Source organism: Halomonas sediminis (genome assembly GCF_044871105.1).
GTDB lineage: Bacteria > Pseudomonadota > Gammaproteobacteria > Pseudomonadales > Halomonadaceae > Vreelandella > Vreelandella zhuhanensis.
This window is the reverse complement of the sequence record NZ_CP085246.1, coordinates 1,654,086-1,679,546: the sequence shown is the minus strand read 5'-3', so window position 1 is coordinate 1,679,546 and position 25,461 is coordinate 1,654,086. Positions and strand designations below refer to the sequence as shown.

The 25,461-nt window shown below is 56.4% G+C and carries 24 protein-coding genes and 6 pseudogenes; 12 read left to right on the top strand and 18 right to left on the bottom strand.

Annotated features, from left to right (window positions below):
* The first annotated feature begins 46 nt into the window (after nt 1-46).
* The gene (locus LG290_RS08040) at nt 47-385 is read left to right on the top strand and encodes a hypothetical protein (protein ID WP_499836934.1); all 339 of its coding nucleotides are present in this window, start codon (nt 47-49) and stop codon (nt 383-385) included.
* Here LG290_RS08040 and LG290_RS08035 read toward each other — a convergent pair.
* Both LG290_RS08035 and LG290_RS08030 read right to left on the bottom strand, forming a co-directional pair.
* Nucleotides 382-888 carry a GNAT family N-acetyltransferase gene (locus LG290_RS08035; RefSeq protein ID WP_499836933.1) on the bottom strand — a complete coding sequence of 169 codons (507 nt, stop codon included), beginning with the start codon at nt 886-888 and terminating at the stop codon, nt 382-384. The two genes, LG290_RS08040 and LG290_RS08035, sit on opposite strands and share 4 nt — an antisense overlap.
* A 956-nt stretch (nt 889-1,844) precedes the next feature.
* Nucleotides 1,845-3,020 carry an aminotransferase class I/II-fold pyridoxal phosphate-dependent enzyme gene (locus tag LG290_RS08030; protein WP_499836932.1) on the bottom strand — a complete coding sequence of 392 codons (1,176 nt, stop codon included), beginning with the start codon at nt 3,018-3,020 and terminating at the stop codon, nt 1,845-1,847.
* 207 nt (nt 3,021-3,227) lie between these two features.
* On the opposite strand from LG290_RS08030, the gene LG290_RS08025 reads away from it, so the two are divergent.
* Nucleotides 3,228-3,593, top strand: a complete 366-nt coding sequence (locus LG290_RS08025; RefSeq protein WP_499836931.1) for a histone-like nucleoid-structuring protein, MvaT/MvaU family — start codon at nt 3,228-3,230, stop codon at nt 3,591-3,593.
* Here the strand turns inward: LG290_RS08025 and LG290_RS08020 are convergent.
* The 6 genes and pseudogenes from LG290_RS08020 to LG290_RS07995 all read right to left on the bottom strand — a co-directional run.
* A protein-coding gene (locus LG290_RS08020; protein ID WP_499836930.1) for an IS5 family transposase occupies nt 3,590-4,458 on the bottom strand; the annotation gives its coding sequence in 2 pieces (ribosomal slippage) (nt 3,590-4,116 and nt 4,116-4,458; 870 coding nt in all). The genes LG290_RS08025 and LG290_RS08020 overlap by 4 nt on opposite strands.
* A gap of 278 nt (nt 4,459-4,736) precedes the next feature.
* A complete protein-coding gene (locus LG290_RS08015; RefSeq protein WP_227842490.1) occupies nt 4,737-5,195 on the bottom strand; it encodes a general glycosylation pathway protein in 459 nt (152 codons plus the stop codon).
* Between the two features lie 686 nt (nt 5,196-5,881).
* The gene (locus LG290_RS08010; RefSeq protein ID WP_499836929.1) at nt 5,882-6,301 is read right to left on the bottom strand and encodes a phasin family protein; all 420 of its coding nucleotides are present in this window, start codon (nt 6,299-6,301) and stop codon (nt 5,882-5,884) included.
* Nucleotides 6,302-6,533: 232 nt separating this feature from the next.
* Nucleotides 6,534-6,773, bottom strand: coding sequence for a hypothetical protein (locus tag LG290_RS08005; protein ID WP_160419843.1), 240 nt, complete (start codon nt 6,771-6,773; stop codon nt 6,534-6,536).
* Nucleotides 6,774-7,149: 376 nt separating this feature from the next.
* Entirely contained in the window at nt 7,150-7,707 is a 558-nt protein-coding gene (locus LG290_RS08000) for a ferritin-like domain-containing protein (RefSeq protein ID WP_160419842.1), read from the bottom strand.
* Between the two features lie 107 nt (nt 7,708-7,814).
* Nucleotides 7,815-8,536: pseudogene (locus LG290_RS07995) on the bottom strand (toxic anion resistance protein); the annotation flags it as partial.
* A gap of 129 nt (nt 8,537-8,665) precedes the next feature.
* Here LG290_RS07995 and LG290_RS07990 point away from each other — a divergent pair.
* From LG290_RS07990 to LG290_RS07975, 4 genes and pseudogenes are all read left to right on the top strand, one after another.
* Nucleotides 8,666-8,872, top strand: a pseudogene (locus LG290_RS07990) (carboxylate--amine ligase); the annotation flags it as partial.
* Nucleotides 8,873-8,966: 94 nt separating this feature from the next.
* Nucleotides 8,967-9,386: a hypothetical protein gene (locus LG290_RS07985; protein ID WP_499837137.1), complete on the top strand. Its 420-nt coding sequence runs from the start codon at nt 8,967-8,969 to the stop codon at nt 9,384-9,386.
* 8 nt (nt 9,387-9,394) lie between these two features.
* Entirely contained in the window at nt 9,395-9,631 is a 237-nt protein-coding gene (locus LG290_RS07980; RefSeq protein WP_499837136.1) for a hypothetical protein, read from the top strand.
* Nucleotides 9,543-9,821 (top strand): WCX domain-containing protein, encoded by a 279-nt coding sequence (locus LG290_RS07975; protein ID WP_499836928.1) that lies wholly within the window; start codon nt 9,543-9,545, stop codon nt 9,819-9,821. The genes LG290_RS07980 and LG290_RS07975 overlap by 89 nt, the downstream gene beginning before the upstream one ends.
* A 187-nt stretch (nt 9,822-10,008) precedes the next feature.
* Here LG290_RS07975 and LG290_RS07970 read toward each other — a convergent pair.
* Nucleotides 10,009-10,493 (bottom strand): annotated as a pseudogene (locus LG290_RS07970) (transposase family protein); the annotation flags it as partial.
* Nucleotides 10,494-10,564: 71 nt separating this feature from the next.
* Nucleotides 10,565-11,395: a MipA/OmpV family protein gene (locus LG290_RS07965; RefSeq protein WP_499836927.1), complete on the bottom strand. Its 831-nt coding sequence runs from the start codon at nt 11,393-11,395 to the stop codon at nt 10,565-10,567.
* A 110-nt stretch (nt 11,396-11,505) separates the two neighbouring features.
* On the opposite strand from LG290_RS07965, the pseudogene LG290_RS07960 reads away from it, so the two are divergent.
* Nucleotides 11,506-12,067, top strand: a pseudogene (locus LG290_RS07960) (IS5 family transposase).
* A gap of 347 nt (nt 12,068-12,414) precedes the next feature.
* Here LG290_RS07960 and LG290_RS07955 read toward each other — a convergent pair.
* The 7 genes from LG290_RS07955 to LG290_RS07925 all read right to left on the bottom strand — a co-directional run bounded on the left by LG290_RS07955 (nt 12,415) and on the right by LG290_RS07925 (nt 20,399).
* The gene (locus LG290_RS07955) at nt 12,415-13,689 is read right to left on the bottom strand and encodes an amidase (protein ID WP_499836926.1); all 1,275 of its coding nucleotides are present in this window, start codon (nt 13,687-13,689) and stop codon (nt 12,415-12,417) included.
* 58 nt (nt 13,690-13,747) lie between these two features.
* A complete protein-coding gene (locus LG290_RS07950) occupies nt 13,748-15,151 on the bottom strand; it encodes an amidase (RefSeq protein WP_499836925.1) in 1,404 nt (467 codons plus the stop codon).
* Between the two features lie 65 nt (nt 15,152-15,216).
* Nucleotides 15,217-16,470 carry a M20 family metallo-hydrolase gene (locus LG290_RS07945; protein ID WP_499836924.1) on the bottom strand — a complete coding sequence of 418 codons (1,254 nt, stop codon included), beginning with the start codon at nt 16,468-16,470 and terminating at the stop codon, nt 15,217-15,219.
* A gap of 9 nt (nt 16,471-16,479) precedes the next feature.
* The gene (locus tag LG290_RS07940; protein WP_499836923.1) at nt 16,480-17,757 is read right to left on the bottom strand and encodes a TRAP transporter large permease; all 1,278 of its coding nucleotides are present in this window, start codon (nt 17,755-17,757) and stop codon (nt 16,480-16,482) included.
* A 38-nt stretch (nt 17,758-17,795) separates the two neighbouring features.
* The gene (locus tag LG290_RS07935) at nt 17,796-18,317 is read right to left on the bottom strand and encodes a TRAP transporter small permease (RefSeq protein ID WP_499836922.1); all 522 of its coding nucleotides are present in this window, start codon (nt 18,315-18,317) and stop codon (nt 17,796-17,798) included.
* A 3-nt stretch (nt 18,318-18,320) separates the two neighbouring features.
* The gene (locus LG290_RS07930; RefSeq protein WP_499836921.1) at nt 18,321-19,322 is read right to left on the bottom strand and encodes a TRAP transporter substrate-binding protein; all 1,002 of its coding nucleotides are present in this window, start codon (nt 19,320-19,322) and stop codon (nt 18,321-18,323) included.
* An 84-nt stretch (nt 19,323-19,406) separates the two neighbouring features.
* Entirely contained in the window at nt 19,407-20,399 is a 993-nt protein-coding gene (locus LG290_RS07925) for an asparaginase (protein ID WP_499836920.1), read from the bottom strand.
* A 263-nt stretch (nt 20,400-20,662) separates the two neighbouring features.
* Between LG290_RS07925 and LG290_RS07920 the strand changes: the two genes are divergently transcribed.
* Nucleotides 20,663-21,400: a FadR/GntR family transcriptional regulator gene (locus LG290_RS07920; RefSeq protein ID WP_499836919.1), complete on the top strand. Its 738-nt coding sequence runs from the start codon at nt 20,663-20,665 to the stop codon at nt 21,398-21,400.
* 109 nt (nt 21,401-21,509) lie between these two features.
* Nucleotides 21,510-21,973, top strand: a pseudogene (locus tag LG290_RS07915) (IS1380 family transposase); the annotation flags it as partial.
* Here the strand turns inward: LG290_RS07915 and LG290_RS07910 are convergent.
* Nucleotides 21,888-22,191, bottom strand: a pseudogene (locus tag LG290_RS07910) (ISNCY-like element ISMaq5 family transposase); the annotation flags it as partial. The pseudogenes LG290_RS07915 and LG290_RS07910 sit on opposite strands and share 86 nt — an antisense overlap.
* A gap of 409 nt (nt 22,192-22,600) precedes the next feature.
* Here LG290_RS07910 and LG290_RS07905 point away from each other — a divergent pair.
* The 3 genes from LG290_RS07905 (at nt 22,601) to LG290_RS07895 (ending at nt 25,448) form a co-directional block, all read left to right on the top strand.
* Nucleotides 22,601-23,599: a TRAP transporter substrate-binding protein gene (locus tag LG290_RS07905; protein ID WP_499836918.1), complete on the top strand. Its 999-nt coding sequence runs from the start codon at nt 22,601-22,603 to the stop codon at nt 23,597-23,599.
* Between the two features lie 62 nt (nt 23,600-23,661).
* Nucleotides 23,662-24,174 carry a TRAP transporter small permease gene (locus LG290_RS07900; RefSeq protein WP_499836917.1) on the top strand — a complete coding sequence of 171 codons (513 nt, stop codon included), beginning with the start codon at nt 23,662-23,664 and terminating at the stop codon, nt 24,172-24,174.
* Between the two features lie 2 nt (nt 24,175-24,176).
* The gene (locus LG290_RS07895; RefSeq protein WP_499836916.1) at nt 24,177-25,448 is read left to right on the top strand and encodes a TRAP transporter large permease; all 1,272 of its coding nucleotides are present in this window, start codon (nt 24,177-24,179) and stop codon (nt 25,446-25,448) included.
* The last annotated feature ends 13 nt before the right edge of the window (nt 25,449-25,461 follow it).

Here is a 25,461-nt window from a genome sequence, read left to right as displayed (position 1 = left end):
TTCGTCATGCTCGTCGAGCTTTTTGGCGAAAAGAAGCAAGGACAAAATGATGACCTGGATCACGCAACTCACCCTGTTGCTCCTGCCTGCCCTGCTATTGGGCTGGCTCGCTCTGTTTCCGACAGCGGGCACGCTGGCATTTGCACTTCAGGTACTGTCGATTGGTCTCATACTTTTCGGGCTCAGTCTCGCTGTCCTCTGGACGGCGCCTCCTCCGTCCTGGGTGCCTTTTCTTTACGGTCTAGTCATTCTGTTGATCGTGACCCAGCAACTGATAACCAGTCACTTTTCCACCCACGGCCAAGAGCAGTCTTTTGTCACATTCTTATATAATGCCCTGGGTGAGCTGCGCTGCTTTGCCACATCGGCTCCACACCGTTGTTAGCCCCGTGCACCAAACGCCTCATGGAACGTGACCACTCCGCTGGGAAACGATGGTCCAAACGACAATGTCTGAAAATACTCCGGTGGCACATCAGACAGTATCAAGCTGGATTCAGGCTTGAAGCCGTAACGTGAGTAATACGCTGGATCTCCCACCAATACACAGCCCGCCGCGCCCTGCTCCTGCAATAGACGCAGAGCACTCTGCATGAGGAGACTGCCGATGCCTTTTCTTTGAAGTTCCGGCTTGACCGAGATTGGGCCGAGCCCATACCAGCCCTCAGAACCATCCGAGATCGAAACCGGCGATATCGCCACATGGCCTACGACTTCTCCCTCCTGCTCAGCCACGAGCGAGATGGCAAGGGCACCAGCCTTACGCAGGGCATCAACAATGAACTGTTCGGTATGCGCCGTGTGCGGTGCGTTGAGGAACGCACCGCGCGTTAGGTCGTGGATGGCCGCAGCATCTGAAGATAACTCCTGACGAACAACCAAGTTCATCGCACATTTTCTCTCGGGGGCTAACAGTTCAAAATTCCTGGGAAGGCCGCTTTGGGTCGTCAGTTGCCTCCTCCATTAGAGTAGCCTGAAGACCGGCATCCGGCCAGAAGCGGTCTTTCAGCATAGTTGATATAGATCTGCCTACACTCGAGTAAAACCAAAGTGACACGGAGTTTTTGACTCCTAAATTTAAATAACCGCAGTATTAACTTTCTTCTTCCCCTTGAACGTTCACATGCTGAACCGGACGTTGTATAGCGGCGTCACGGCCCGCTGGGTGACGGGAGATGCCGTTTATGGCGAGTTCTTTCAGCTGCGTAGACTCTGGAGGAGCGTGGTCAAGGCTATGTGATAGCAGTCAGCCGTAAAGCGTATGTCTGGCAGGGGCTGGAACAACGTAAAGTGGGCGGCCTGCTGGACCCCGTTCAGCGACGGGGCGGGTTAGCCAGGGGCCCCGTGAGTATGAGGGGGTATCTCTGCCGGTGAATCTGGGCCTTTCGAGGGTTGGTAGCGAGGGGGTACTGGTACGACGTTCTCTGGATATCGGCCCCAGGAAATGACGGCGTATTTAACCTTTGCGCCCTGCGGTACGTCACTCGAAGACCTCGAGCTGGCAGCTGGGGCCCGGTGGAATATCGAACGCCGTTTCCAGAAAAGCAAATCACAACGGGGACTGGATCAATATGAGGTACGAACCTGGCATCGCCATATCACGCTGGTGATGGCTGCCTACGCTTTGCTGGTCGCGTTGCGCCGACATCAGCTAAAAAATCCTGTTGCTGAACTTGGGTGGGCAAGGCCCGCCGTTCTCTACCTAGCTGAAATACGGCGATAGCTGTGCTTTATCCCCTATTGCCAGCGACGAACGCGGCTACCAGTACTATCACTGGGTAAGACGCCAGCGGACCATAACCCTGTCTCTCGATAATTATTTGTGACTTAGTACTAACAAGCCATTACCCTACGGCGTCCCGAAATATCGGCAAAGCCCGCTCAATCATCTCGACGTTGGCCGTCAGGCTGATCCGAAAGTGGCGTCGCCGCTCAAAGAGAGTGCCGGGCAACACGAACACGGATCGCGCGGCCAGGGTTTCTATAAAGCGCAGCGCGTCGCCCCCAGGAGCCTCACCCCACAGATAGAATGTTCCTTCCGGATGAACCATTTGATAGCCCCACTGCTCTAGCGAGTGGAGCATTAGATCCCGCTTCGCGGCGAGGGCATCAAGATCAATCGACACATTCTCCAAAGAAGCTACCGAATACTGCATGAGCGCGCTAGGAAAGGTCCAACCCATCGACATCTGGACGGAGAAAGTCGCACCCTGCAGTTCCGCACGCTGCTCTGCCGGGAGACGGGGTGAGATCGCCAGGTACCCGAGCCGCTGGCCGGGAGCAAGGAGCACTTTGCCGTAGCTGTAGTCAATCAACGTCCATGGGTAGAGCGCAGCCGGGCTCACGAAGGGCGCGTTGTTGAAACGGATGCGTCGGTAGGGTTCGTCCGAGAGCAGCCAGATGCGTGCGCCTATACGGTTGGACGCAGAGTCGAGTAGATCGGCGAGCGCCTGCAATTGCTCTTGCGGATACACCCGGCCAGTGGGGTTGTGAGGGCTGTTGACGACGACCATGCGCGTATTAGGAGTGATGGCAGCATCGATCGCTTCCAGGTCAAGGTCGAAGTCAGGTTCGCTCAGGCCGGCTTTGATCGGGACGAGATCTGCAGCCCTCAGCATCGAGGCGTAGCAGAACCAGCCGGGAACCGGGATGACCACCTCGTCGCCTGCGTCAAGCACCAGGCGAAAGGCGAGCGCAATGGCGGCGAAAGCGCCATGCGTCAGCGCGATATCCTCGGGCTCGAAATCAAGCCCAAGCTCGCTGGAAAGCGCTTTGGCAATGAAGGTCCGCGGCTCGTGCTCACTAATCTTGTAGGCAAACCACTCCGGATTCTGCGGTTGAAGGTTCCGTGCGAGGGTCTCCACAAGACCGGCAAGTGGCATCTCGTGGGGATTACCGAAGGTGAAATCGCAAGCCCCTGCGGCGCTCCTTGCTTCCCCGTAGCTTGAACGGAGGAAAAAGTTTTCCACCAGTGCGAACTCTGCTGCTGCATTCCGGCTCCGCTGTGAGAGTACCGTCATAACTGCACCTCTATTCGCAGGGGATAAAGATGATAGTGTAGTAACTTGTCATTGACACCGCCGAATATTTTCTGTGGCAGTTATATAAAAGCTGAACGGACCATCCTAGCTTGACCAAGCCTCACAGAGAATTTGGTTGGTATTGATTTAATCTTTGGTGTGTTGCGACCATAATCTACGAGAACACTGACCAATGAGAGATAATCCGTGTCGATTCTCAATACCTATTTACAGAAAGAACAGCAGCTAAAGCAGCTTGAGGAAGAACTGGACAGGCTGAAGAACGACGAGCGCCTCAAGACCGAGATGGACTTCAAGAACCACCTTGAGAACTTGATGCGCGAATTCGACAAGTCCGCCGCTGACGTCATCAAGCAGCTGAGTCCAACCCAATCCGCTGACAGTAATGCCAAGAGCACGAGCAGTACCAAGCGCAAGCTGAAGATCTACAAGAACCCAAACACAGGCGAAACCGTCGAGACCCGCGGCGGCAACCAGAAGACACTGAAGGCCTGGAAAGAAGAGTATGGTGCCGAAACAGTTGAGGGCTGGTTGGTGATGACCAAAGACTAGGTTTTGTACGAAAAGTTGGCTCGCAAGCAACGGTCGATGCATGCCACGCATACCATCGCCTTAAAGCTACTTGCCAGCTTTTCATAGCGTGTGGCGATGCGGCGTAACTCTTTAAGCCAGCCAAAGCAGCGTTCTATCGCATTCCGTTGCCGATATTTGGGTTGATCGAACCGTCTGGGTAGCCCAGGCCGTGTTCTTCGGTGCATGTTGCGCTGAGCAATCACGGGTTTCATGCCGTGTCTGTCGCAATAATGACGCAACTCATCGCTGTCATATCCTTTATCCGCCACCATATAGCGACTACGTTTGCGTGGTCGCCCGACGTTACCTGGTAGATGAATTCTCTCCAATGTCGGAACGAAGTGCCGAGAATCTGCCTCTTGACCAGGAGACAGCGTGAACGCCAGCGGCCAGCCATGGCGATCACAAACCAAATGTATTTTGGTCGTTAACCCCCCGGTCGTTAACCCCCCGCGACTACGGCCAAGCGCATGATCTAGCGGTTCTTTCGAGCCCCCTTTTTACCGCCTCCAGCGGCAGCGCGTGTGGCCCGCACGGAAGTGGCATCGATCATCCACGTGTCCAGGTCCATAAGCCCATCTTCACGTAACTTGAGCTGCAAGCGAGAAAGAACCGCTTCAAAGGTGCCGTCATCACGCCACTTGCGGAACCGGTCATACACCGTCGACCAAGGACCATATCGCTCGGGTAAATCACGCCATTTGGCGCCAGAGCATAATACCCAGAAGATGCCATTGAGCATTTGTCGGTCATCACGCCTGGGTCTGCCCATGGTTTGAGGGGGTGACACGATATCTTCAATCTGTGCCCAGCCGTCATCTGAGATCTCGTAACGTCCGACCATTGCTTTCCCCTATGCTGCTTTTGCATAGCTAAAATTAGCAGATAAGGCTTTTCGTACAAAACCTAGCTACTCCGCGCCCTTCGGCCATGAGCGGAATTTCAGCGAGAGCTGATGTAACGCCACAGGTAAGTTGCGCATGGAGCAACGCGGAATACGTCAACTTGATCCAATTGTTAGCTGTCATCTATTTGTTCTTGGTCTCCATGCGTGTGCTATCACCAATAAATCATGCTACGGCAATATTCGAGCAGAAACCGTGATAACGTTTTGTATAGTGGCTATGTGACTTCATCACGAGTCAACTTTTGATATACACCAAGACCGACTACCAACAAAATAGCTGCAATTAACAAGAAAGTGGGGTAGATCAACGTAGTAATGTCTTTTGACCCGGCGTCAAAAATGAACACTAGGGATTCCAGGCTTATAGCAATGGCAATTATGACGAGAAACTTTAATAAAGCCTCCCTCTGTTTTTCAGGCGACTTCGTAGCACTGCTGCTGAAAACTTCTTCCTCCAACAAGAATTTGGACACATCAAAAACAGCCATTCCAATCACGATCAAGCCGATGGCATTAAGAAGGGCTGCAATAAGCAAGGTCTTTTCGTGTAACGAGAGCCATATATCCCATAAGGCAACGCCCATCATTGTGAGACTTATAATCCCCAAGCTCAAGCTGATGAGCCCATAAACAGCACGCCCTATCCAATCAGAAATATTTTTCGCCTTATTCATTTTTGCTCCGATCCGCCAATTGATTTGCTGGCATATGTTACTGCTAACAGGCATTAGACAGCACGCCCTGATATTGGCTGAGCACGCTCGCGCGTTCAACAATATTAAGCCGCACGCCGCCTCCTACCTAAATCTACTGAAAAACCATAATACTAAGTATAATTCGGCAATATAACACCAATTATAGTGCATGCGGCATAACACGGACCGAGATGCTCGATGCCTTTGTCGAGATGGCCGCTTTGGGTCGTTTAGCTACATATGCCATTAAAACTAAATGCACAGAAAACAATTGGCATTGCTTAAAAGCCCACGTCCTGCGTCAGAGGCTTGCTTGCAACGCTTATAACGACAGTAGCGGACTCGAAGGCTTCTGTCATTCCTACATAAGCAAATACGCGATTTTAGTGAGCTGGTAGCAGTTTCAGGTGGCAGCAAAAGCCACAGACTGCGATGTCCCAAAAGGGAGATTCGTCCAAAGGCATCCTGTGCGTTTCAACAGAAGCCAATGCAAAAGTGTGGGTTAAAAACATACAGAATCAGGTAGGGGCCGGGGTCACCCCCAAGAACAGCGCCAGTCAAGGCGCTGCGCGCCATGCCTGGCGCACCCATAAAAGGGCCGCCGATCGGTGATCGGCGGCCCTTGATATTACCCTTTCAGTGCGCCGGCATGGCCAGCGCCTGGATCAGGCAGACTTGGCAGTCTTGGCGGTGGTATTGATAGTGTCAGCCGCCTGCTTGACGTTGCTCTCAGCAGCCTTTTGGGTCTGCTTGACGTTCTCTTCGGTCAGCTTCTGGCTATCCTTGACGAAGTCCTGCTGCAGGGCCACGACCTTCTCGGCATCGCCCTTCAGGCGCTCGGTCAGGTCCTTGGCGACTTGCTGCTGGCCTTCCATGTACTCGCGGAGGCCTTCGGCATCCTTGACGTTCATGAGGTTGCGCAGCTGCGTCAGGCTAGTCTCGGAGTAAGCCTTGACAGCGTCCTGCTGGGCGTTGACCAGCTTCTCAGTATAGTTCATGGAAAGCTCGGCGTAGGCGCGAGCCGGACCGGAGAACATGGATTCGAACTGATTAGTGATCTGCTTGGTGTCAAATGCGTTGGTCATGATGAGAACCTCCGGGTTCTGAATGCGATGGAACGGGAGATTCCCGCTCTGTTGCAGTGCACAATAGCAGGGTTTTTTGTGCAGTGCAATATTTCCGAAGGCAGGACGTGAGAACTGCGGCATTTCGAACGGATGAGACATGGCGACACGTCACTGGCGATGCCACCGAAGCATCCGAAACGGCCTGATGGTTGACTGAGGTGGATAATCAAGGAGAACAAACAGAAAGGAATCAGGCTGCTTCTTCCAGCAGTCCCGTAGCAAAGTCCATTTCATAGGTAAGTTTTTTGAGCAACTGACGCCGTCGGTCGTCGGTTATATGCCGGACGTTATCGTAGTTCAATTCAATATCTTTGAGCGTGGCATGAATATGTGAAAGCACCAGGCCGGCCCTTTCCTTCAACGTGGTATCCGAAGGAAAGTACCAGGAAGACCCATCAGCGAGGTCAATGCGAACGGATTGGTCAATCATGAACGTTCTCTAGAGTTGGGAGAAAATAGCTGAGAGGAGCTAGAAATAAAAATCGCCCTGCGGGCAGGCTAGAAAACAGGACAATGGAAACAGGTATGGGGCAAGGCCTCCTGGCCATATCGAGCGTATCCTTGCTCGTCACCCCATGCCGCCAAGGTAACTTCCCTAACCTAGGTGTGAATTCATCTAAGTTAAGTTAGCAGCGCTCAAAAATTCAAAGTCACTCTGAAATGACCCAGATCAAGAAAAGCCTCGCCTCATCTACCTGGAATTCAAGATTCACACCTATTGTGAATTTTCAAAGGCTGTTTCCGACTTTCTGCTTGTACTCAGGGCTGGACATAGCGTCAATTTCCTGTCGAATACAGTTCAGCGGTCAGGCGTTGTTGCGTTGCAGGGCGTCGAGCCCCTCGAGCAGGCCTTGCATGTCGTCGGCGTGTTCTTCCTCTTGGGCGAGGATATCCTCGATGATGCGCCGTGTGGTTGGGTCCTGGTCGCCGAGATAGGCGGCAATTTCACGATAGCTGTCGATGGCGATGCGTTCGGCGATCAGGTCTTCCTTGATCATGTCCCGCAGGTTCTCGCCGGGCACGTATTCTGCATGTGCCCTCGACACCAGGCCTTCTGGCGAGAAATCAGGCTCACCGCCCAACTGGACGATACGCTCGGCCGCCCAGTCGGCGTGTTGTTGTTCCTGTCTGGCATGCTCCTGAAACTCGTCTGCCGCCACCTTGGCGCTGAGGCCGGTCGCCATGTACTGGTGACGCTTGTAACGCAGCGTGCAGACGATCTCGGTGGCCAGTACTTCGTTGAGCAGCCGGATCACCGTCTCGCGATCGGCGTTGTATCCGGCAGTGACGGCACCGTCTTCGATATGCTGGCGGGCACGGTCGCGAATCGTCTTGATGTCGGTAAGAAAGGGCTGGCTGGTCATGGCGGGGTCTCCTCGGGTCGGCCATGTCATGGAGTTCTTCCCAAGCGTAGAACATCCCTGCCGCCGACGCGAAACTGCGCTCAGACCGCGCGAGTCACGGCGCGGGCTTATCGGAAGCGGCCATTCCGCGGTTGTGCCTCGTTACCCTCTCGGAGACGCTCGATGGACGCATTGCCCTGCTGCGACAGGGTCGCCAGGAGGTCGATCTGCTCATCCAGCCGGAGCAGGGCCTCCTGACGATAGGTCGAGAGATCATCGATCGCGCCCATCACCTCGCCGAAGGCCTCCTCGAGCACTTGCACGTCGAGCATCGCGCCGGATGCCCGCTTCTGAATATCCACACCTTGCTGGCGCAGCGCCTTGGCGGTCCCGCCGATCATCTGCGATGTGGTGGTGTTGAGGGCTTCGATGCGATCCAGCACTAAGCGCTGGTTGGCCATGGCCACAGACCGCCACGGTGAGGGCCGAGACGGTGACGTTGATGACTTCCAGCGCCAGCACGCCCTGCTGGCTCACCGCCAGTTGCGGCTGGAGGTCGACGATACGCTGACGCAGGGGAAAGAGCAGTTCTTCCTCGAGGAAGCGACGCCGCGGATCATCGGCGGCGATCTGGCGGTTCAGCTCGCGCAGGATATCGCGCAGGGCCTGCTGGTCATCGTTCAGGGTGAGGTTGTCACGATGCAGCATGTCGCGACCGCCTTTCAGGTCCTCGATAACCGCATCCAGCGCCTGCTGGGCATTCTCGAACTTTTGGAAATAGCGCTGCAGGCGGCTGTCGATGCCGGGAATGGTCGCCAGCGCTCGGGGCAAGGCGATGGCGAGCCGGATCCGTCAGCCCCTAGTGCTGGCTTACTCAAACGCCTCTGAACAAGAATAACGCTGACTGCAGCTCAGTTCACCTGGTGCGCTCCAATGTCGGCGCAATCAGTCTGGGTTAACCAGCAAAGGTGAACATCGAATGTCGATAACATCAGAAAAGCAATTACCCGAAGCGGTAGCAGCCTGGCGTGATCCAGAAATGGACTCGGTTAAATGAACCGAGACCCCCAAGGATCCGAACAAGGGCTATATCGCCCTGCTTGGCTGGAGCGTCAATGCGATCAAGGCTGCGCAAAAGTTTGATCGTCGCTATGTCGTTGTTGCTCCCGATTGGGCTGCGGATTTCAGACTGGGGAAACTGTGCTCAACATTATTTGAGACCTATATCACTCCTGTGACCCCCAGCCCCTGGGACCTTCTCATTCACAGGAGTGCGCTCTATGCCCCCACCTTGTTTACGCTGCACAGCCACACGCACGCTCAACCTCGAGATAGCCCGGCACCTCGGTATTGCCAGTGGCGCACTGATGGGTGGAGCCGTTGGCGCCTATCGCGCGTTCAGCTCTGATGGCACCCCTGACCCTGCTTCGCGTTTTCCACTTGCCAAATTACCTATGGCGGTCATGGGCGCAAGTACCGGTGGGTTAGCGGGCTCTCTTGCCGTGCAACGCTGTTTCTCTCAGTGGATGCCGCCCGGCGAAGGCACGCCCTGGCTGTGCTTGTCGTGCGGCTATGCTTTTCGTCAGCCGACGCTCTCAGTGGCCTCCCCTCCTGATCCTCTCGCCGCTTGGCGGCTAACCCTCTTTCTTATCCAACCTGATGCGCTGGCTACCCGCCGGCGTTTTCGTGTTTTAAAGTAGTCATTTTCATGGCACATCTCGTTGAACAAATGGCCTACGTTGGCGATACCCCCTGGCATGGCCTGGGGCAACAGCTTTCCCGCAACCAACCGCTGGACGTCTGGCAGCAACAAGCCGGAATGAACTGGCACATCGAAGAAGCGCCGGTGCGCTTTATTGTCGAAAGGGGCAAGCCATCTGGGCAGCATCCACTCTTTTCCCCGAGCAGAAAGTGCTTTACCGTTCCGATTCCAAGGCGTCGCTGATAGCCTTTGGCAACACCTGGAAGCCCAGGTATCCGATGATCAGCAAACCCTCTGGTGGCTGATGGCCATGGGGGCTAACGTGGAAGTGTTGAGTCCGGAGAACTGGAAGAAAGAAATTTTCGATAGTGCCAAAGAAATTCTGGCTAGGATGGAGAACAAAGACATGAAAAAAACTGCTAACAGCAAATGATTATCATCAATCGACAACTCTATTTATAACCCAAGGACCTAGTGTCACAAGGTAAGTGCTTTTTGGGAAAGAATCTAGCTTTCATAGCAGTACAATCAGCAGGGAGCTCCGGCGAGATACCTTCTCTGGTGTTTGGTCCCGCAAAGTACTGGTTAGGATTATCATAAAACCTCTCAGGTTCTTTTTGCCATTGCAACTTGGACGTTCGGTCCACCGCGACAAACAGGTAGGCCTTGCCCTCGCCCGTCCGAATTTCACTGATGTCGATATGCAGGTAACCGATCGGGTAACGCTTGAATGGCTTCTTCTCGCGTTTGTGCCCGCTATCCTTCGGTAATTGACTGATGCCATGCCGCTGGTAAAGCCGATGCAGACTCGACCGGGTTAGCGAAAGGATGTCTCGCTGAAGGGCATGAAGGCAATCATCAAGTGGCAGCAAGGTCTTCTGCCGGAAGGTGACGGCGGCGGCTTCCAGCGATGTCAGTGACGTGGAACGAGGGGCCTTGGCCCCATCCGGGTATCTTCGACGGTATCCCGGTCACGCCACTTGTGCACGGTTTCGGGATTGAGACCGTAGCGACGACTTAGTGCCGCGACCGAATCCGTCGATCGCTGTATGTCTGTTCGGATGGCGTGCGTGGTCGTGGCGCGTTTATGAAGAATCTGAGCCATGGATCATCCTACGATAATAGTTCGTAGCATAGACCATTACTCTTCGGGACCACACACCTAGGTGGCAATGCTTAGAAGTGATAGACCATAGCCAGCTCTACTTCCGCCGCAAAGTCTTCGCGGGCAATGGGGCTATCTCGCACATCGCTGCTGTAATACTCCAGTTCCAGGCCGGAAACGATTTGAATATGCTCGCTCAAATAGCGTCGATCAACAAGTCGAAGGCCGGTAGAGCGGTAGCCACTATCTAAATCCGTCTCTGCAAGTCCGGATGTTGTGGCTTCTGATGGGCTAACTCCAAATTCTCTATTCAGGTTGTTACTGTCACCAAACTTGACATAGACAATAGTTTCTGTTCCGCTTCCGTCCTGCTGGGAGCCGAACCGGTGCCCGGCCAAAAGGAACCCCAGCGCACCGAAATCGCTATCTCCCATAGAAATCCGCGTACCAATATAATTTCGCCACTCGCCATCAAAGGCATACCTGACCTCACCAGTGCCAGTAAACTCATCATCCCTCTCATCAAGGCCGTCCAGCCTGCCGTCATCAGAATCACCTTCCTCACGTTCACCATCGAAACCCAAGTCGACCTGGATGTACCATTGATCCTTCTGGCGAGTCGTCCATGACAGTTCCAGCCCTTCCCAAGAGAAAAGGTGGTTTCTCTTTCTCCATTGGATGGCTCCGGCCGGATCCAGTTCAAATTCATATTCGTCCGAACCAGCGTAGGCTGTTTCGTATTCAACTCCCAAGCCAAGAGCAATTCCCCAGCCAGACCCTCGGGTGAAGTCCGGGGTAAATGGCAGAGGAAACAGAGGTGTCACCTCCTCAGCGTGAGCCGCTGTTAGATTGAGGGCGGTCATCGCCGTTACAATACTTGCTATCAGTTTAAATTTTCTCATTCCAGTTTCTCCGGGTCTCCGCTTATATACTCGTATAGCCTACCTTGTTGTATCGTGCTGGATTTTTTACGAAAAGTAGATTGCCCATGCTACAGCCGCATAGGTGAGGTATGGCAGGACACTACGAACTCTCCGAGCACAGCTGGGCGCTGATCAAGGACATCGTCTCACCATCCTAGGAGATGGGCCGGCCCAGGCGGGATGACCGCCAGGTGTTGAATGGCATCTTCTGGGTCCTGTACTCGGGGGCCAAATGGCGCGACTTGCTGGAACGCTATGGTCCCTGGACCACGGTGTATGCCCGATTCCGTCAGTGGCGTGATGGTGGCACCTTCGACGCCGTGCTGGCACGCCTACAGCTCAAGCATCGCGAGGATGGTCTGATGGACCTGGACACCTGGATGATCGATTCGACATTGATCCGCGCCACCCGGGCCGCCTCTGGAGGGGGGTAAAAAGGGGGAACAGGAAGAACCCGTAGACCATGCCCTGGGGCGGAGTCGAGGTGGCATGATGACCAAGTACCGGGAGCGAAACGTGATTGAACGCGGCTTCGCCTGGCTCAAGGAGCTACGGCGCGTCGCTACGCGCTATGACAAGCTCGCCAGTAGCTTTCGCGCCATGGTATGCCTGGCTTGCATAAACCATTACACTCCGGGACCAAACACCTAGTCTCGTACCAATCCCAAGGCCTCATGTGCCGCTCAAACGTTGACCTTCAACTCAGTGATTCAAATCTTGTTGTAGTCGAAAACGTTAATATCCAACGGGACAACCCGATAACGTTTATTCACCAGCCCGCACCCTCCACCGCTTCACTTACACTATGCGAGAGATACCGCATGTGTCCGTTTATCGCCAGCTGGCTATACATACGACCGACATGACCTTCCCTTAGATTCCAGTTGCGTGGTTATCAATGGCAATGTATAGGAAGCGCTGCCAGCACTCGTGGCCCTGGACCCTGTCACACCGATAGACGGCTTGCCGCAGAAGACGCAGCAGACCATGAAAGCCGTTCACTGCATGCCAAGTGCATTGATGAGCGTTTGTGCAATCGACAGGAGATGTTCGTCCTGCCAGCGGTCAGCGATAAGCTGCACCCCTACGGGTAGTCCGTCTTGCCCCTTGCTCAGTGGCAGGTTGAGGCACGGCACCCCGAGCAACGTCCAGGCCCGGCAATAAACTGGATCCCCGGTGGCATGAAGGCCCGCCGGGGCAACTCCTGGGGCACTCGCTGCCAGGATCACATCTACCTCATCGGCAAACACCCTCGACAGTGCCTGTTTACACTGCTCGGCCGCTAGCAGGGACGCCCGATAGTCGGCATAGGATGTCGCCAAGCCCTGCTCGATCAACTCGACCAGTCTGGCTCCCATATCCTCGCCATGCTGTTGAAATTCACTGGCCAGCGTCTGCGCCGCTTCATAGGCCAGCACCACTTGGTGATGCATGACGAGATCGTCATAACGACTATCCAGGGGCAACGCAAACACCTTGGCGCCGGCCTGTTCCAGGCGCCTGGCGGTACTGGACAAAGCCTGCTCTACATCGGGGTCTAGCGGCCTGTCACCCGGCAGGTTACGCAGCCCGACGCGGATGTCGCCGAGATCGGGTAGTGCCTCGATGACGTCAGAGCGGGTCAAGGCCGTGAAAGTCGTGCAGATATCCTCGATGTGTCGGGCAAACCAGCCCAGCGTATCCATCGAGGGAGCAAAGGCCTTGATTCCCGAGAAGGACACCGTATTGATGGTGGGCTTGAAGCCGAATACACCACAGTAACTCGCCGGACGAATGATGCTTCCGGCCGTCTGTGTCCCTAGGGCGAGAGGCACCATACCGGCCGCTACAGCGGCCGCCGAGCCACTGGATGAGCCACCCGGGGTTCGTGAGAGATCCTGCGGATTGCGCGTCTTGCCAGGCGTGAAGTAGGCAAATTCGGTGGAGACAGTCTTGCCCAGCGGCATGGCCCCCTGATGCTTGAGCAGGGTGACCACAGCGGCATCCACAACAGCCCCCGGCGAGACGAGATAGCCCCCGGTCCCCCAGGTGGTCGGCATGTCAGCGGTGTCGATGATATCCTTGATGCCCACCGGAACACCGCGCAACAGCTGTCCGGGGCACGGCAGAATCGCGGTCGACGTCGGCGGCATGAGGTATTCCCAGGCCTGAACGTCCGCTTCAAGCGCCTCGATCCGTGCCTGGCAGGCATGCCACCAAGCCAGGTCCTCACATTCCCCTCGGGTAATCTGGGCCCGGAAGGCGTCAATGGTGGTGTCATCGAGCTCGGTCATGCCTGCACTCCTCTCACGCTGAAGGGTCACCGGATGCCGTGACCGTGTCACGCTGATGTCACGGGGCCGGAGGGGCACCGAGAATGGCAAGGCTGTTACCCAGTTCGGCCTCGATAGCCTGGCCGATGGCCAGCAGCCGCGCGTCCTGCCAGGGTCCGGCCAGCACCTGTAAACCTACCGGCATGCCAGCATCGTCCTTGCCCACCGGCAGTGTCAGCCCGCAGAGGCCCATGAAGTTCCCCACCACCGTATTGCGCAGGGCTTGCATGTTGGCCTTGGGATAGGCCCCTTCCGGCTCGAGGCTCTCGAGGGTCGGCGGCGTCAGCGTCACGGTCGGGGTCAGCAGGGCATCGACACGCGTCAGGCAGTCAGCGGCACTTGCCGTCAGCGACTTGAGCACGTCACAGCGCCGGACATATTCCCAGCCGGGGATGTCATCGGCCGCCTTGACCCGGGCCGCCACATTGGGATCCAGACCGTCGATGGCCTCCGGTAGCTGGGTCTTGAGGAAGGCTGCCAACTCGACCGCCGCCAGCCCACCCTGCTGGAAAAGGGTGAAGACCTCATCCGTGCGTGGCAGATCCAGGCTTACGATGCGGGCACCCGCGGCTTCAAGCTGACGGATGGCGGCCTGAACGGACTCGGCGATGCCCGGGCTGCAGTCCTCCCAGAAATAGGCCTCCGGTATCCCGAAGGTCAGATCGGCAAGTGACGGACGCGCTGGCACGCCACTCGATCGGGCCGTCAGCGAACCGTCCAGCGCATCGAAGGCAAAGGCCAGATCGTCGACACTGCGGGCCAGCAATCCCGGCGTGTCCAAAGTGGCGGACAGCGGCACGATCTGCGCCGTCGACCAGCGCCCCACCGTTGTCTTGAGGCCTGCCACGCCGGTCATTGCGGCAGGCACACGCACCGAGCCTGCCGTGTCCGTCCCTAGCGCCAGGCCTGCCGTCCCGTTGACTAGCGATACCCCTGCGCCGGCACTGGACCCGCCAGGTGTCCGGTGGTGGACTCTATCCCAGGGATTGCGAGGCGCCCCCCAATGGGCATTGGTGCCCAGGCCACCGAAGGCAAACTCCACTGAATGGGTCTTGCCCATTACACTGGGCAACTGACGCAGCAGCGCCGAAATCATGGGACCCGGCTCCTCCCAGTGTCGCGGCAATCGTCGGGCGGACCCGGCATAGGTCGGCAGCCCCGGCACCGCATAGATATCCTTGATCGATACCGTGACCCCCATCAGGGGACCCGTGTCACCGCCACTGGCAAGAACGCTATCAGTTGCGCGGGCCATCTCCCTAGCGGCCTCGCCATTCCAGGTCAAGTAGGCATGATCAAGGTCACCGCGACTGGCGTGGTGGTCAATTGCCGCGTCGGCAAGCTGGACAGCACTCAGCGAGCCAACGCGCAGCCGGTCATGCTGTTCTCGCAGCGGAAGAAAGATCGGGGACGTGTGCATCATGGCAGGGCCTTCTTATGAGTACGGTATGGAGTTGAGCAGGCACATCGAATGCCGCAACAGGCCGACTAACCCAACAGGCGGGATGCCGCCTCGGCCAAGGCACGCACCGCAATGTCGGCATCCTGACGCTCGATATGCTCGTCGGGGTGATGGCTGATGCCCGCTCGACAGGGCGTGAACAGCATGGCCGTCGGACAGACATGGGCCAGATGGATGGCATCATGGAAGGCACCGGAGACGAGTTCCGGTGCCTCTGCGCAGACACTGTGGGCGCTCTCGCGAAGCACGGCCAACAGATGCTCGGGAAAGGCCACCGGCGCCACCCGCGATGTCACCTCGAGGGTGGCCTCACAGCCACTCCACTTCCGCTCGGCTAGGGCATGGAACCGACTGTCGAGCACATCCAGTACCTCTTGTGTTGGATGGCGCAGATCGATGGTAAAGGTGGCCCGCTGGGCAATGGTATTGACAGCATCAGGCCATAGGGAAAACTTGCCGATGGTGAAACGCAGATCATCATCCTGCTCCCGTATCGCCACCTTCAGCGCAGACACCAGCTCATGGGCACCATCGAATGCATCCCGGCGCGCCTGACGCGGTGTGGTACCGGCATGATTGGCCACTCCCTCGATTTCAATGCGATACCAGTTGACACCTTGGATCCCGCTGACGACCCCCACCGGTTTGCCCAGCTGCTCCAGCACTGGTCCTTGCTCGATGTGAAGCTCGAGAAAGGCGTAGGGGACAAAGGGGGCCGGGCGGTACACAAGGCCATTGCCCTCTAGCAGAGTCAGGCACTCGTGAAGAGCATCACCGAAGCGCACGCCATCACCATCCAGGGCGGCAACGATATCGTCATACTCTCGCTGCCCGGCGAACCAGGAGGACCCCGAAGCGCCCGGGGCAAAGCGAGCGCCCTCCTCGTTCGTCCAGGAGGCGATCTCGAGCGAGCGCCGATGCTTGATGTCTTGCTCCTGCAAGGTTCTGAACACCGCAAGGCCCGCCAGCACCCCCAAGGCCCCGTCATGAGCGCCGGCCAGTGGCTGACTATCCATGTGGCTACCGATCAACAGCGCGGCCAGGGAGGTATCCTGCCCTTCGCGACGCAAGAAGAGATTGCCTAGGGCATCGAAAAATACCTCGCAACCCAATGAGCGACCCTGCTCAGCGAGCCACAGACGAGCACGATTGTCCTGGGCGTCGAGTGCCAGTCGTCGAATCCCCTTGGGCTCCAGGGCCCCGATGGTCGCCAGCGCCTGGACATCGTCCCAAAAGTGCTGACCATCCAGGATTTCACGCAGTTGCGATAACTCCGTCATGTCAACTCCTCAGCGGTAAATCAAATCAGGCAGGTAGGTACTGATCCAGGGTACGTAAGTAATGATCACCAGCGACAGCAACATCAAGCCGATCAACGGCAGACATGCCTTGAACACCTCCGGCAATGTCATCTTGGAGATGGCCATTGCCACGAAGAGATTAAGGCCCACAGGCGGAGTAATCATGCCGACCGAGAAGTTGATAAGCGTGATAACACCAAAATGCGTCGAGTCCACGCCAACCTGGGCGGCAATGGGCTGCAGAAGCGGCGACAGCACAATGATGGCTGAGGCACTGTCGAGGAAGAAGCCGGCAATGATCATGACCACGTTGAACAGCGCCATGACCTGGATGGGGTCTTCGGTCCAGGAGAGAACCTCACTCGCCAGCTGTGTCGGTGCCCCGGTAATCGCCAGCAACCAAGAGAAGGCTGATGCCCCCGCGGTGATCAGCAACAAGGACGCCGACATCAGTCCCGCACTGTTCAGCGTCGACAGCAGGTTCTTCACGTCAATCTTCCGATAGACCACCATCCCGACGAATAGGCCGTATATGCAGGCCACGGCGGCGGACTCCGTGGGTGTGAAAACGCCGCTGTAGATCCCGCCCAGCAGGATGACCGGTAAGCCCAATCCCCAAGCCGCCGCCTTGAACGCCGAACCGATCTCACGCAGCGATGGGAAGGTGCTGCGACCATAGCCCTTGAAGGACGCGTAAACGATGCAATAGGCAATGAGGATCGAAGCAATCAGAATGGCGGGCAGGAGTCCGGCGGCGAAAAGGCGCCCCACCGAAGTTCCGGTGACCGAGCCGTAGATGATCAGCGCAATACTGGGCGGCACGATAGGCCCCAGGGTACCCGCGGTGGCAATCACCCCAATCGCAAAGCGCTTGTCATAACCGGCCGCCACCAAGGCTGGAAACATGATACTCCCGATGGCTACCACCGTGGCCGGGCTCGACCCCGAGATGGAACCGAAGAACAGACAGGACAGTACCGTCGCCGCCGCCAGTCCGCCGGGCACCCAGCCGACGAGCGCCTTGGCGAGATCGATCAGGCGGTCTGATAGACCGCCAATGCGCATCAGTTCGGCGGCAAGAATGAAAAAGGGAATCGCCATCAGCGAGAAGTTGTTCATGCCCGAGAACATGCGCATGGGCACGATCACCGGATCGGTGTTGCCAAAGAACTGGATGGCAAGTATCACGGCAAAGGCCAGCGCCGCGAAGATCGGCAGCCCCAACAGCAATACAGCAAAGAAGATGGGCAACAAGGCCGTAATCATGAGGTTTCCTCAGGTAGTCGCGGTGGACAGGACGACCATCACACGAGCTTGTCTTTCTCAGCAGCGAGCTCTTCGGCCATCGTGGCAGGTGGCTTTTGCCAGTTCTCTTTGATCACCCAGCAATAACGAATGATCAGCAACACACCTGATAAGCCGATGGGAAAGTAGACCCATGCCATGGGCATGCGCATTGCGGGAGACAACATTCCGCGTTCGAGAGTACTGAAGAAAAGCCTGAATCCCAGATAGGCCAGTGCAATGGCGAAAGCGATGCCCAAAACGCCCGTGAGGATATGAAGCCAGCGATTGACTGCAGGTGGTGCGAAGGCATTGAGCACGTCCACCGAGATGTGAACCCCATGGCGAACACCCATGCTGGCGCCGACGAAGCTCATGCAGACAATGGAGTAGATTACGACCTCTTCTGCCCAAGAAAGCGAGTTATTGAAGCCGTAGCGGTAGACGACCTGGAACGTGGTGATGATGGTCGCAATCGACATGAAAGCGACCATCGCCAACTTTTCCAAGCGATCAATGAAGTTATTGAGCGCTTCTAACATAGATCAATACTCGATGCCCACGATGTCGTAGACTTTGTGAAGAAGCTCTGCCGTCACGATGTCCTTGTACTCTTCATGCACTGGCATACTTGCCTCGATGAAGTCTTCACGGGCTTCGTCTGTGATCTCGTTGATCGCAATTTCATCTTCGATTTCCTGAAGAATATGCTCCTCATCCTGAAGCGTGAGTTCACGCGACGCTTGGCGTCCGTTATCGAATGCCTCGATCATCACTTCCTGCAGATCTTCGGGCAGTGAGTTCCATGAATCGTTGTTAATCACTGCCGCATAAGCGTGATAGGCATGACTGGTGAGAGATAGGTAATCCTGCACCTCATAAAAGCGCATGGTATAGATGTTGGCCAACGGGTTTTCCTGCCCTTCGACTACTCCTTGCTGCAGGCCATTGTAGACCTCGGTAAAGGCCATGGCCGTCGCATTGGCGCCCAGCTCTTCATAGGTCGAGATAATGATGGGTGCCTGCATGGTCCGCATGCGAATCCCCTCAAGATCCTCCGGGGATTCGATTGGGCGGACATTGTTAGTGATATGTCGGAAACCAGCCCCCCAGAAGTTAACGCCATACATGTTGTCGTCATTGAGCGTATCGAGGATCTCACGCCCAACGTCACCGTCGAGTACCTCGACCATGGTGTCGTGATTGGGCAACAGGAACGGCAGGTCCAGGATCTGCATGCGCGGTTCGAAGTTACCTAGAGTGGCCGTTGGCGGGATGCCAATGTCGACCAGCCCCATTTGAATCTGCTCGATGATTTCGACGTCACCACCGACCTGCGCGGCAGGCAGGACCTCAATGCTGATACGTCCGTCCGACTTTTCCTCGACTTCTTCCTTGAAACGCAGCGCCGCCTGTCCATTCGGTGTGTCCTCGATCAGGACGTGGGCGAAAGTGAAGTTGAAGTCCGCCGCTTGTGCCTGGCTGATCCCCAATGACACTGCCGCGATCGCGGCCGCCAGTGATACTTTGGTCAACTTATTGTTCATTGTTTGTACCTATCTATCGTTGTGGAGCCAAGCGCTGGCTTGGCATTCAAAGGCCTGTCGAAACGGAACACCGACTCAACAGGATCAGGACATCGCTTGTTCGAAGCGAGCGGCAATGCCCTCCGGACTATCAGTCGAAAGCAGAACAGCAAGGGTCAGACGCGCCTTGCGAGCACTCAAGTCGCGGACGGCTATGGCCCCATGGGCCTGAAGACTGGCCAGACTTCCGGGGAACTCATAGCGAGTATTGACTGGCCCTTCATGGCAGCCAGATACCACGACAACCGGCACCCCACCGCGCGTCGCCTCGCCGATGACCTCCATCCACGCTGGTGGCACATGCCCACGGCCAAGGCCTTCCACCACCAGCGCCTGTGCGCCGCTGGCCAAAGCGGCCTCGACGAGTCGAGGGCTGGCATCAAGATAGCTGGAGAGGATGTCAATGCGCGGCAGGCTTTCGCCAAGTGGAAGTGGCGCTGAACGCCACGGAACCTGAGCGAGATGGACCCGCTGGCCATCTACGTACCCCAGCGCGCCAACATCCGGCGCGCCGAAGCCGTTCACCCGATAACTGTTGAGCTTGCGAACACTGCGTGCGGCATACAGGGACTCGTTGAAGACGACCGTTACGCCAATGCCTCTCACACAGGGCTCTGCGGCAACGGTAATGGCATTGGCGATGTTTCGAAAGGCGTCAGTGCCCTCCTCGTGCGGAGCACGTTGCGAGCCGGTCACGACCAAGGCACATGACTGAAGGGATAGTGTGATATCAAGGAAATGGGCTGTCTCTTCCAGCGTATCGGTACCATGCGTGATGACGATGCCGATCACACCCGGATCCTGTTCCAACGCCTGACATTGGCGACTGATCTCGACCAGATCGTCCAGGCTGATGGCATTGCTAGGTTTTTGCAGTATCGAGCGAACCTCAATCTCGACGTCTCGCATTTGCGGCAAAGATACGCTCCCCAGCAAAGACTCGCCTGACATGGCCCCAGATACATTGAGGCCATTCACGCTAGGCTTGCTGGCTATCGTGCCTCCTGTGGTCAACACGATGATGCGTCGTTTCGTCATGGCATAGCACCAAGTCTGGTTTGCTCTCGCCCTTATGGGCCACCACCGCAAGTCATCTCAACGCTCTTCTCGCCCCATCCACTGCTCACTGATAGGACATCTGATGTCTGACGTCTTGAGTCATGCTAGACTCAGCTCATGTCGAGATGCAAGCGCCATTTGTCTCATGCCCACATTGCATAGATGTCGCGCCACAAACGACCAGGCTCAGCACGCCAGCGATCCATGTTCTCGTAGCCGAACGTCAGCAAGAGACCCCATTTATGAACACCTTGTCCAACCCGACCGCTACGCCGGAGCAGCCGGAATGCTTCGGTGGTTCCATCGAACGCAGCTCCATTGCCTTTCAAATATTGGAGCGGATCAAATCCGCCCTCATTCGTGGTGACCTCAAGCCGGGAGATTATCTGCCCTCTGAAACAGAGTTGACCCAGAGCTTGGGCATCGGCAAATCGAGCGTACGCGAGGCCATCAAGATGCTTCAGGCGATCGGCATCGTGGAGGTGCGACGTGGCCATGGCACAATCATCCGTCGTGAGCCGGGTGAGCCACTGGTCGACCCCATGGCCTTCGGTATGATTCTCGCTCGTGGCATGACGCGCGATGTACTTGAATTCCGGTTGATGTTCGAGCCCGCCTACACGCTACAAGCGATGGCCAACGCCACCGATGAGGATCATCGGCGAATCCAGAAGGCTATTGACGACATGGCCGAGGCGATCGCCAACGGCGAGCAGACATCACGCCACGATGTCAACTTCCATCGCGCCATCCTGCATGCCACCCACAACCCAATGACAATTCGAGTCGGCCAGACGCTGCTGGAGCTAATCGAGGCCGCCCTCGAAACGTCGATGCAAACACGGCCGGCAACTGCCCTCAATGATCACAAGACGATCTATGCCGCCTTCCAGTCGGGTGATGCCGAGGGGGTAAGACACGCGATAGAGCAAAGCGCGAAAAGCTGGGAAACCAGCCTTACATATGTAAACGGTCCATAAAATCTATCTAGCTGAGTTAATTGACATTGCTCACACTGCTGGTCTCTTGGATAACGAAGATCACCTCGATGGCCAACGACCTCAACTCCCCACAAGCGTACTGGCTGGGCCGTCTCAATCCATGCTGTCGCGGCGGCTGACGTGCCTGGGTCACCACGGCACTTGGCATGAGAGCCTGCTGCGGTTGGCGGTCTGGCGACTGACCTCGCTGAACGGCGGTGAGCGCCCCAAGCATCTGACACTGGACATCGATGGGCTAATGATCGAGGTTCCCAATCATCAGGGTGGCTCGGTTTACCACGGCCATGTCGGTGCTCGGATCTACTCGCCGTTGATTGCCTCGCTGGCCGAGACACCTGGATCCCACACTTATTGCGTAGGCTTAACGAGGGCACCGGAGCTAAGGCTCGGGAGCGCGAACAGGTGCTCAAGGTGGCGGCCACGCTTACGGTGCATGTCCGTCGAATTACCGTGCATCTCGGCGATGCTCGATCACACGCACTGTCAGATCTCTGTAGTGCGCCAGCGCGTCCAGCCATTTCTGGCAGGATGCGGAAGCTTCCGCCCCGTCAATGATCCGCATGCGTCACTACCAATCGTGCGATCTTCAGCAAGTCGGGATAGAACTCATCCTTGGTCGCCTTTTTCGCGTTGAATATCCGAAACACCAGTGATTTTGCCGCCTTACGCTTGTCCGTAAAGCGGGTGTTCAGGTCGGTATCAGTGTTGCTTTTGGCCAGCCGGCTGATCACACGAACACAATCATTCAGCAACTGGCTGTCACTGGGCGGGCGAGGCGCGCCTCCTGCTCATTGAATGGTGCTCATGATCTGAATTCAAGCAATAAGGCATGGCACCCACACCTCGATGAATCCAGACCCGACGACACCCCTGGATAACCGATACGACTACCACTGCTTTGAACCAGCCGTTGCGTAGCCGGACAGTGGCGATACTCCCTTACTCATTACGTTCCTTTCAGAGGTTTATGCATACGTAATCATCTCTAAAACTAAAGTATATTTACTTTTTTATTAATAAGTTATGCGGTAAACAAGGACACATACGATAGCCCTTTTTTGCATACGTATGCATTGCAGCTTATAACAATACTGCGACCTTCGAGTCGCAGTGCCCTACCCACACTTCACAACAACAACACAACCAGCACACGTGCTGGAACAACATCAGGAGTTCAGCATGAAGCGTCCCTCCACCAAGACTTTCACTCTCTCCGCCCTCGCCGGTGCCATCGCCCTGGCCTTATCCGCAACCGCGCATGCCGAGCCAGAGCGCATTATCAATCTCAGCCTTCCGTTGGGACCCGAGTCTCAGCAGGGAGTCGGCGTACTCAAGTTCGGTGCGGAACTGGAGCGCCTTTCGGAAGGCCGCCTAGTCATCGAGCCCCACTACGACAACGCCTTGGGTGCCGAGCGCGAAGTCGTCGAGGGCATGGGCTTTGGCATCATCGATGCCGGCATCTCCTCCACCGGCCCGATGGGGGGCTTCGTCGACGAGTTCATGCTTTTCGACCTGCCCTACGTCTTCCAGAACCACGAACATGCCTATGCCTTCCTGGACAGTGAATATGGCGAGCAGCTCGCCCAACTGGCCGAGGAAGGTATGAACGTGAAGTTCCTGGCCTGGATGGAGAATGGCTTTCGCCACGAGACCAATTCAGTGCGTCCGATCGAACACCCCAGTGATCTAGAAGGTATTAACCATCGCACCCAAGAAAGCCGGGTCCAGGTCGATACTTGGGAAGCACTGGGTGCCAATGCGACGCCCATGGCCTGGACCGAGGTCTACACAGCCCTCCAGCAGGGTGTGATGGATAGCCAGGAAAACCCCCTACCTACCATCTATGACGTTAACTTCTATGAAGTTCAGGACTACCTGAACATGACACAGCACGTCTATTCGCCGGCGCCACTGATGATGGGCCTGGACCTCTTCAATTCCTTCAGCGAGGAAGACCAAGCGATCATCCTGGAAGCGGCCCAGATTGCTTTGCCTGTTCAGCGTGAAGCCAGCCAGGAGCTGGAACAACGTTACCTCGGTTTACTCGAGGAACTAGGCATGACCGTGACCCATCCAGACCTCGCCCCTTTCCGTGAAGCAGTCGAACCCGTCCTTGAGGATTGGTCCCCCACCATCGGTGAAGACTTGGTTAACGCTGCCATCAACTTCGAGTACTAAGCCCACGATGCCCGCAGGCGGCAAGGCTTCCTGCGGGCAACTTTCTTATACATGAGGCAGCCATGAAGTCTTATCTATTGCTTGCCCACAGAGCCATCGATGAATTCAACCGCCTGATCGGCTGGATACTGGCCGGGCTCTTGCTGGTGATGACTGTGCTCATCTTCTGGCAGGTATTCGCGCGTTTCGTGGTGGGGAGCCCGCTGTTCTTCTCCGATGAAATCGCCCGCTTTGCCATGCTCTGGTTGACCTTTCTCGGCGTGGGATATGCCTATCGCAAGGGCACCCTGATATCCGTGGACATATTGCTGGAACACGCCGGAAAAAAACTGGCGCGCCTGCTGCGGATTGCCGTCATCCTGTGTTCCGCCCTATTCGCCTTCATCATGATCAAGTACGGCTACGACCTGATGGACCGGGTCGCCAGTCAGACCGCGCCCAGTACTCGTATTTCCATGATGTGGCCATACATGGCCATTCCTGCGGGAGGCGTGGTCATCATGATCAACAGCCTGGGGCTGTTGCTCGATGAGGCACTCGACATACCTAACCAGCCCAAGCAAGAGGTGAACTGACCATGGCTCTGCTCTTGTTCCTTCTGCTGATTTCGCTATTCGTCATCGGCGTGCCCATTGCCTTCTCGCTCGGATTAGCCTCTGCCGTTACCGTTTGGCACGGTGATCTGTCACCAATGCTGATCGTTCCCCAGCAGCTCATCGCATCAGTAAATTCATTCCCGTTGATGGCGATTCCCTTCTTCATCCTAGCGGGTTTTCTGATGCAGAGCGGTGGTATCTCCCAGCGTTTGGTCGATTTCTCCAACACCCTTGTTGGCAGCATGACAGGTGGCCTGGCAATGGTGGCCATCGTCACCTCGCTGTTCTTCGCGGCCATCTCAGGATCGGGCGCGGCCACTACCGCGGCCATCGGCGCCATCCTGATCCCCGCAATGCTGGCCAAGGGCTACCCTGGAGGCTATACCGCCGCCAACCAGGCCGCCTCCGGCGCCCTTGGCGTCATCATCCCGCCCAGCATCCCACTGATTCTCTATGGGATTGCCGCCAATGTGTCCGTGGGAGACATGTTCATCGCGGGTATCCTGCCGGGCATCTTGGTCACTCTAACCCTGCTGATTTTTGCTTACTTCTTCGCCAAGGCCAACGGCCTGGGGGGGAGTATCGAAAAGAGTACCTGGAAGGATGTCTTGCTTGCCGGGCGCAAGGCGATTCTGGCGATCCTCATGCCGGTCATCATCCTGGGCGGCATCTACGGCGGTATCTTTACACCGACCGAAGCCGCAGTCATCGCGGTGGCTTACTCCTTCATGATCGGCTTCGTCATCTATCGGGAAATCAAGCTGAGCAGCCTGGTCGGCATTCTCAAGCAATCTGCCGTCACCAGCGCTATCGTGCTGAGCATCATAGGCGCTGCAGGGCTCTATGGCCGCATCCTTCAACGGTTGAGGGTGCCGGACATGGTCTCCCAGTTCGCGATCTCGGCCATAGACAGCCCACTGCTGTTCATCATTCTGGCCAACCTCCTGCTGTTGTTCGCAGGGATGTTCATCGAGGCGGCTGCGGCGATCCTGATCTTCGTGCCGATTCTATTACCCATTGCGATCAGCTTCGGCTTCGATCCGGTCCACTTCGGGATCATCATGGTAGTCAACCTGGCCATGGGCATGTTCACCCCACCGGTCGGCCTCAATCTCTTCGTGGCATCCCAGATTGCCAATATTAGTATCGCTCGCCTCACCTGGTCCGTCTTGCCCTTCGTCGGCATCGTACTCATCAATCTGCTGATCATCAGCCTGCTGCCATTCCTGTCCACTTGGCTACCTTCGCTGTAAGTCCCTTCAAGGA

Excerpts from the sequence above, each read along its gene's own strand:
- LG290_RS07950 (WP_499836925.1), bottom strand. The coding sequence starts at position 15,151 with ATGATGCACACGTCCCCGATCTTTCTTCCGCTGCGAGAACAGCATGAC.
- LG290_RS07935 (WP_499836922.1), bottom strand. The coding sequence starts at position 18,317 with ATGTTAGAAGCGCTCAATAACTTCATTGATCGCTTGGAAAAGTTGGCG.
- LG290_RS08030 (WP_499836932.1), bottom strand. The coding sequence starts at position 3,020 with ATGACGGTACTCTCACAGCGGAGCCGGAATGCAGCAGCAGAGTTCGCA.
- LG290_RS07965 (WP_499836927.1), bottom strand. The coding sequence starts at position 11,395 with ATGAGAAAATTTAAACTGATAGCAAGTATTGTAACGGCGATGACCGCC.
- LG290_RS07905 (WP_499836918.1), top strand. The coding sequence starts at position 22,601 with ATGAAGCGTCCCTCCACCAAGACTTTCACTCTCTCCGCCCTCGCCGGT.
- LG290_RS08000 (WP_160419842.1), bottom strand. The coding sequence starts at position 7,707 with ATGACCAGCCAGCCCTTTCTTACCGACATCAAGACGATTCGCGACCGT.
- LG290_RS08015 (WP_227842490.1), bottom strand. The coding sequence starts at position 5,195 with ATGAATAAGGCGAAAAATATTTCTGATTGGATAGGGCGTGCTGTTTAT.
- LG290_RS08010 (WP_499836929.1), bottom strand. The coding sequence starts at position 6,301 with ATGACCAACGCATTTGACACCAAGCAGATCACTAATCAGTTCGAATCC.
- LG290_RS07925 (WP_499836920.1), bottom strand. The coding sequence starts at position 20,399 with ATGACGAAACGACGCATCATCGTGTTGACCACAGGAGGCACGATAGCC.
- LG290_RS08005 (WP_160419843.1), bottom strand. The coding sequence starts at position 6,773 with ATGATTGACCAATCCGTTCGCATTGACCTCGCTGATGGGTCTTCCTGG.
- LG290_RS07980 (WP_499837136.1), top strand. The coding sequence starts at position 9,395 with ATGGCACATCTCGTTGAACAAATGGCCTACGTTGGCGATACCCCCTGG.
- LG290_RS07895 (WP_499836916.1), top strand. The coding sequence starts at position 24,177 with ATGGCTCTGCTCTTGTTCCTTCTGCTGATTTCGCTATTCGTCATCGGC.
- LG290_RS07930 (WP_499836921.1), bottom strand. The coding sequence starts at position 19,322 with ATGAACAATAAGTTGACCAAAGTATCACTGGCGGCCGCGATCGCGGCA.
- LG290_RS07955 (WP_499836926.1), bottom strand. The coding sequence starts at position 13,689 with ATGACCGAGCTCGATGACACCACCATTGACGCCTTCCGGGCCCAGATT.
- LG290_RS07920 (WP_499836919.1), top strand. The coding sequence starts at position 20,663 with ATGAACACCTTGTCCAACCCGACCGCTACGCCGGAGCAGCCGGAATGC.
- LG290_RS07940 (WP_499836923.1), bottom strand. The coding sequence starts at position 17,757 with ATGATTACGGCCTTGTTGCCCATCTTCTTTGCTGTATTGCTGTTGGGG.
- LG290_RS07945 (WP_499836924.1), bottom strand. The coding sequence starts at position 16,470 with ATGACGGAGTTATCGCAACTGCGTGAAATCCTGGATGGTCAGCACTTT.
- LG290_RS08035 (WP_499836933.1), bottom strand. The coding sequence starts at position 888 with ATGAACTTGGTTGTTCGTCAGGAGTTATCTTCAGATGCTGCGGCCATC.
- LG290_RS07900 (WP_499836917.1), top strand. The coding sequence starts at position 23,662 with ATGAAGTCTTATCTATTGCTTGCCCACAGAGCCATCGATGAATTCAAC.
- LG290_RS08040 (WP_499836934.1), top strand. The coding sequence starts at position 47 with ATGATGACCTGGATCACGCAACTCACCCTGTTGCTCCTGCCTGCCCTG.
- LG290_RS07985 (WP_499837137.1), top strand. The coding sequence starts at position 8,967 with ATGCCCCCACCTTGTTTACGCTGCACAGCCACACGCACGCTCAACCTC.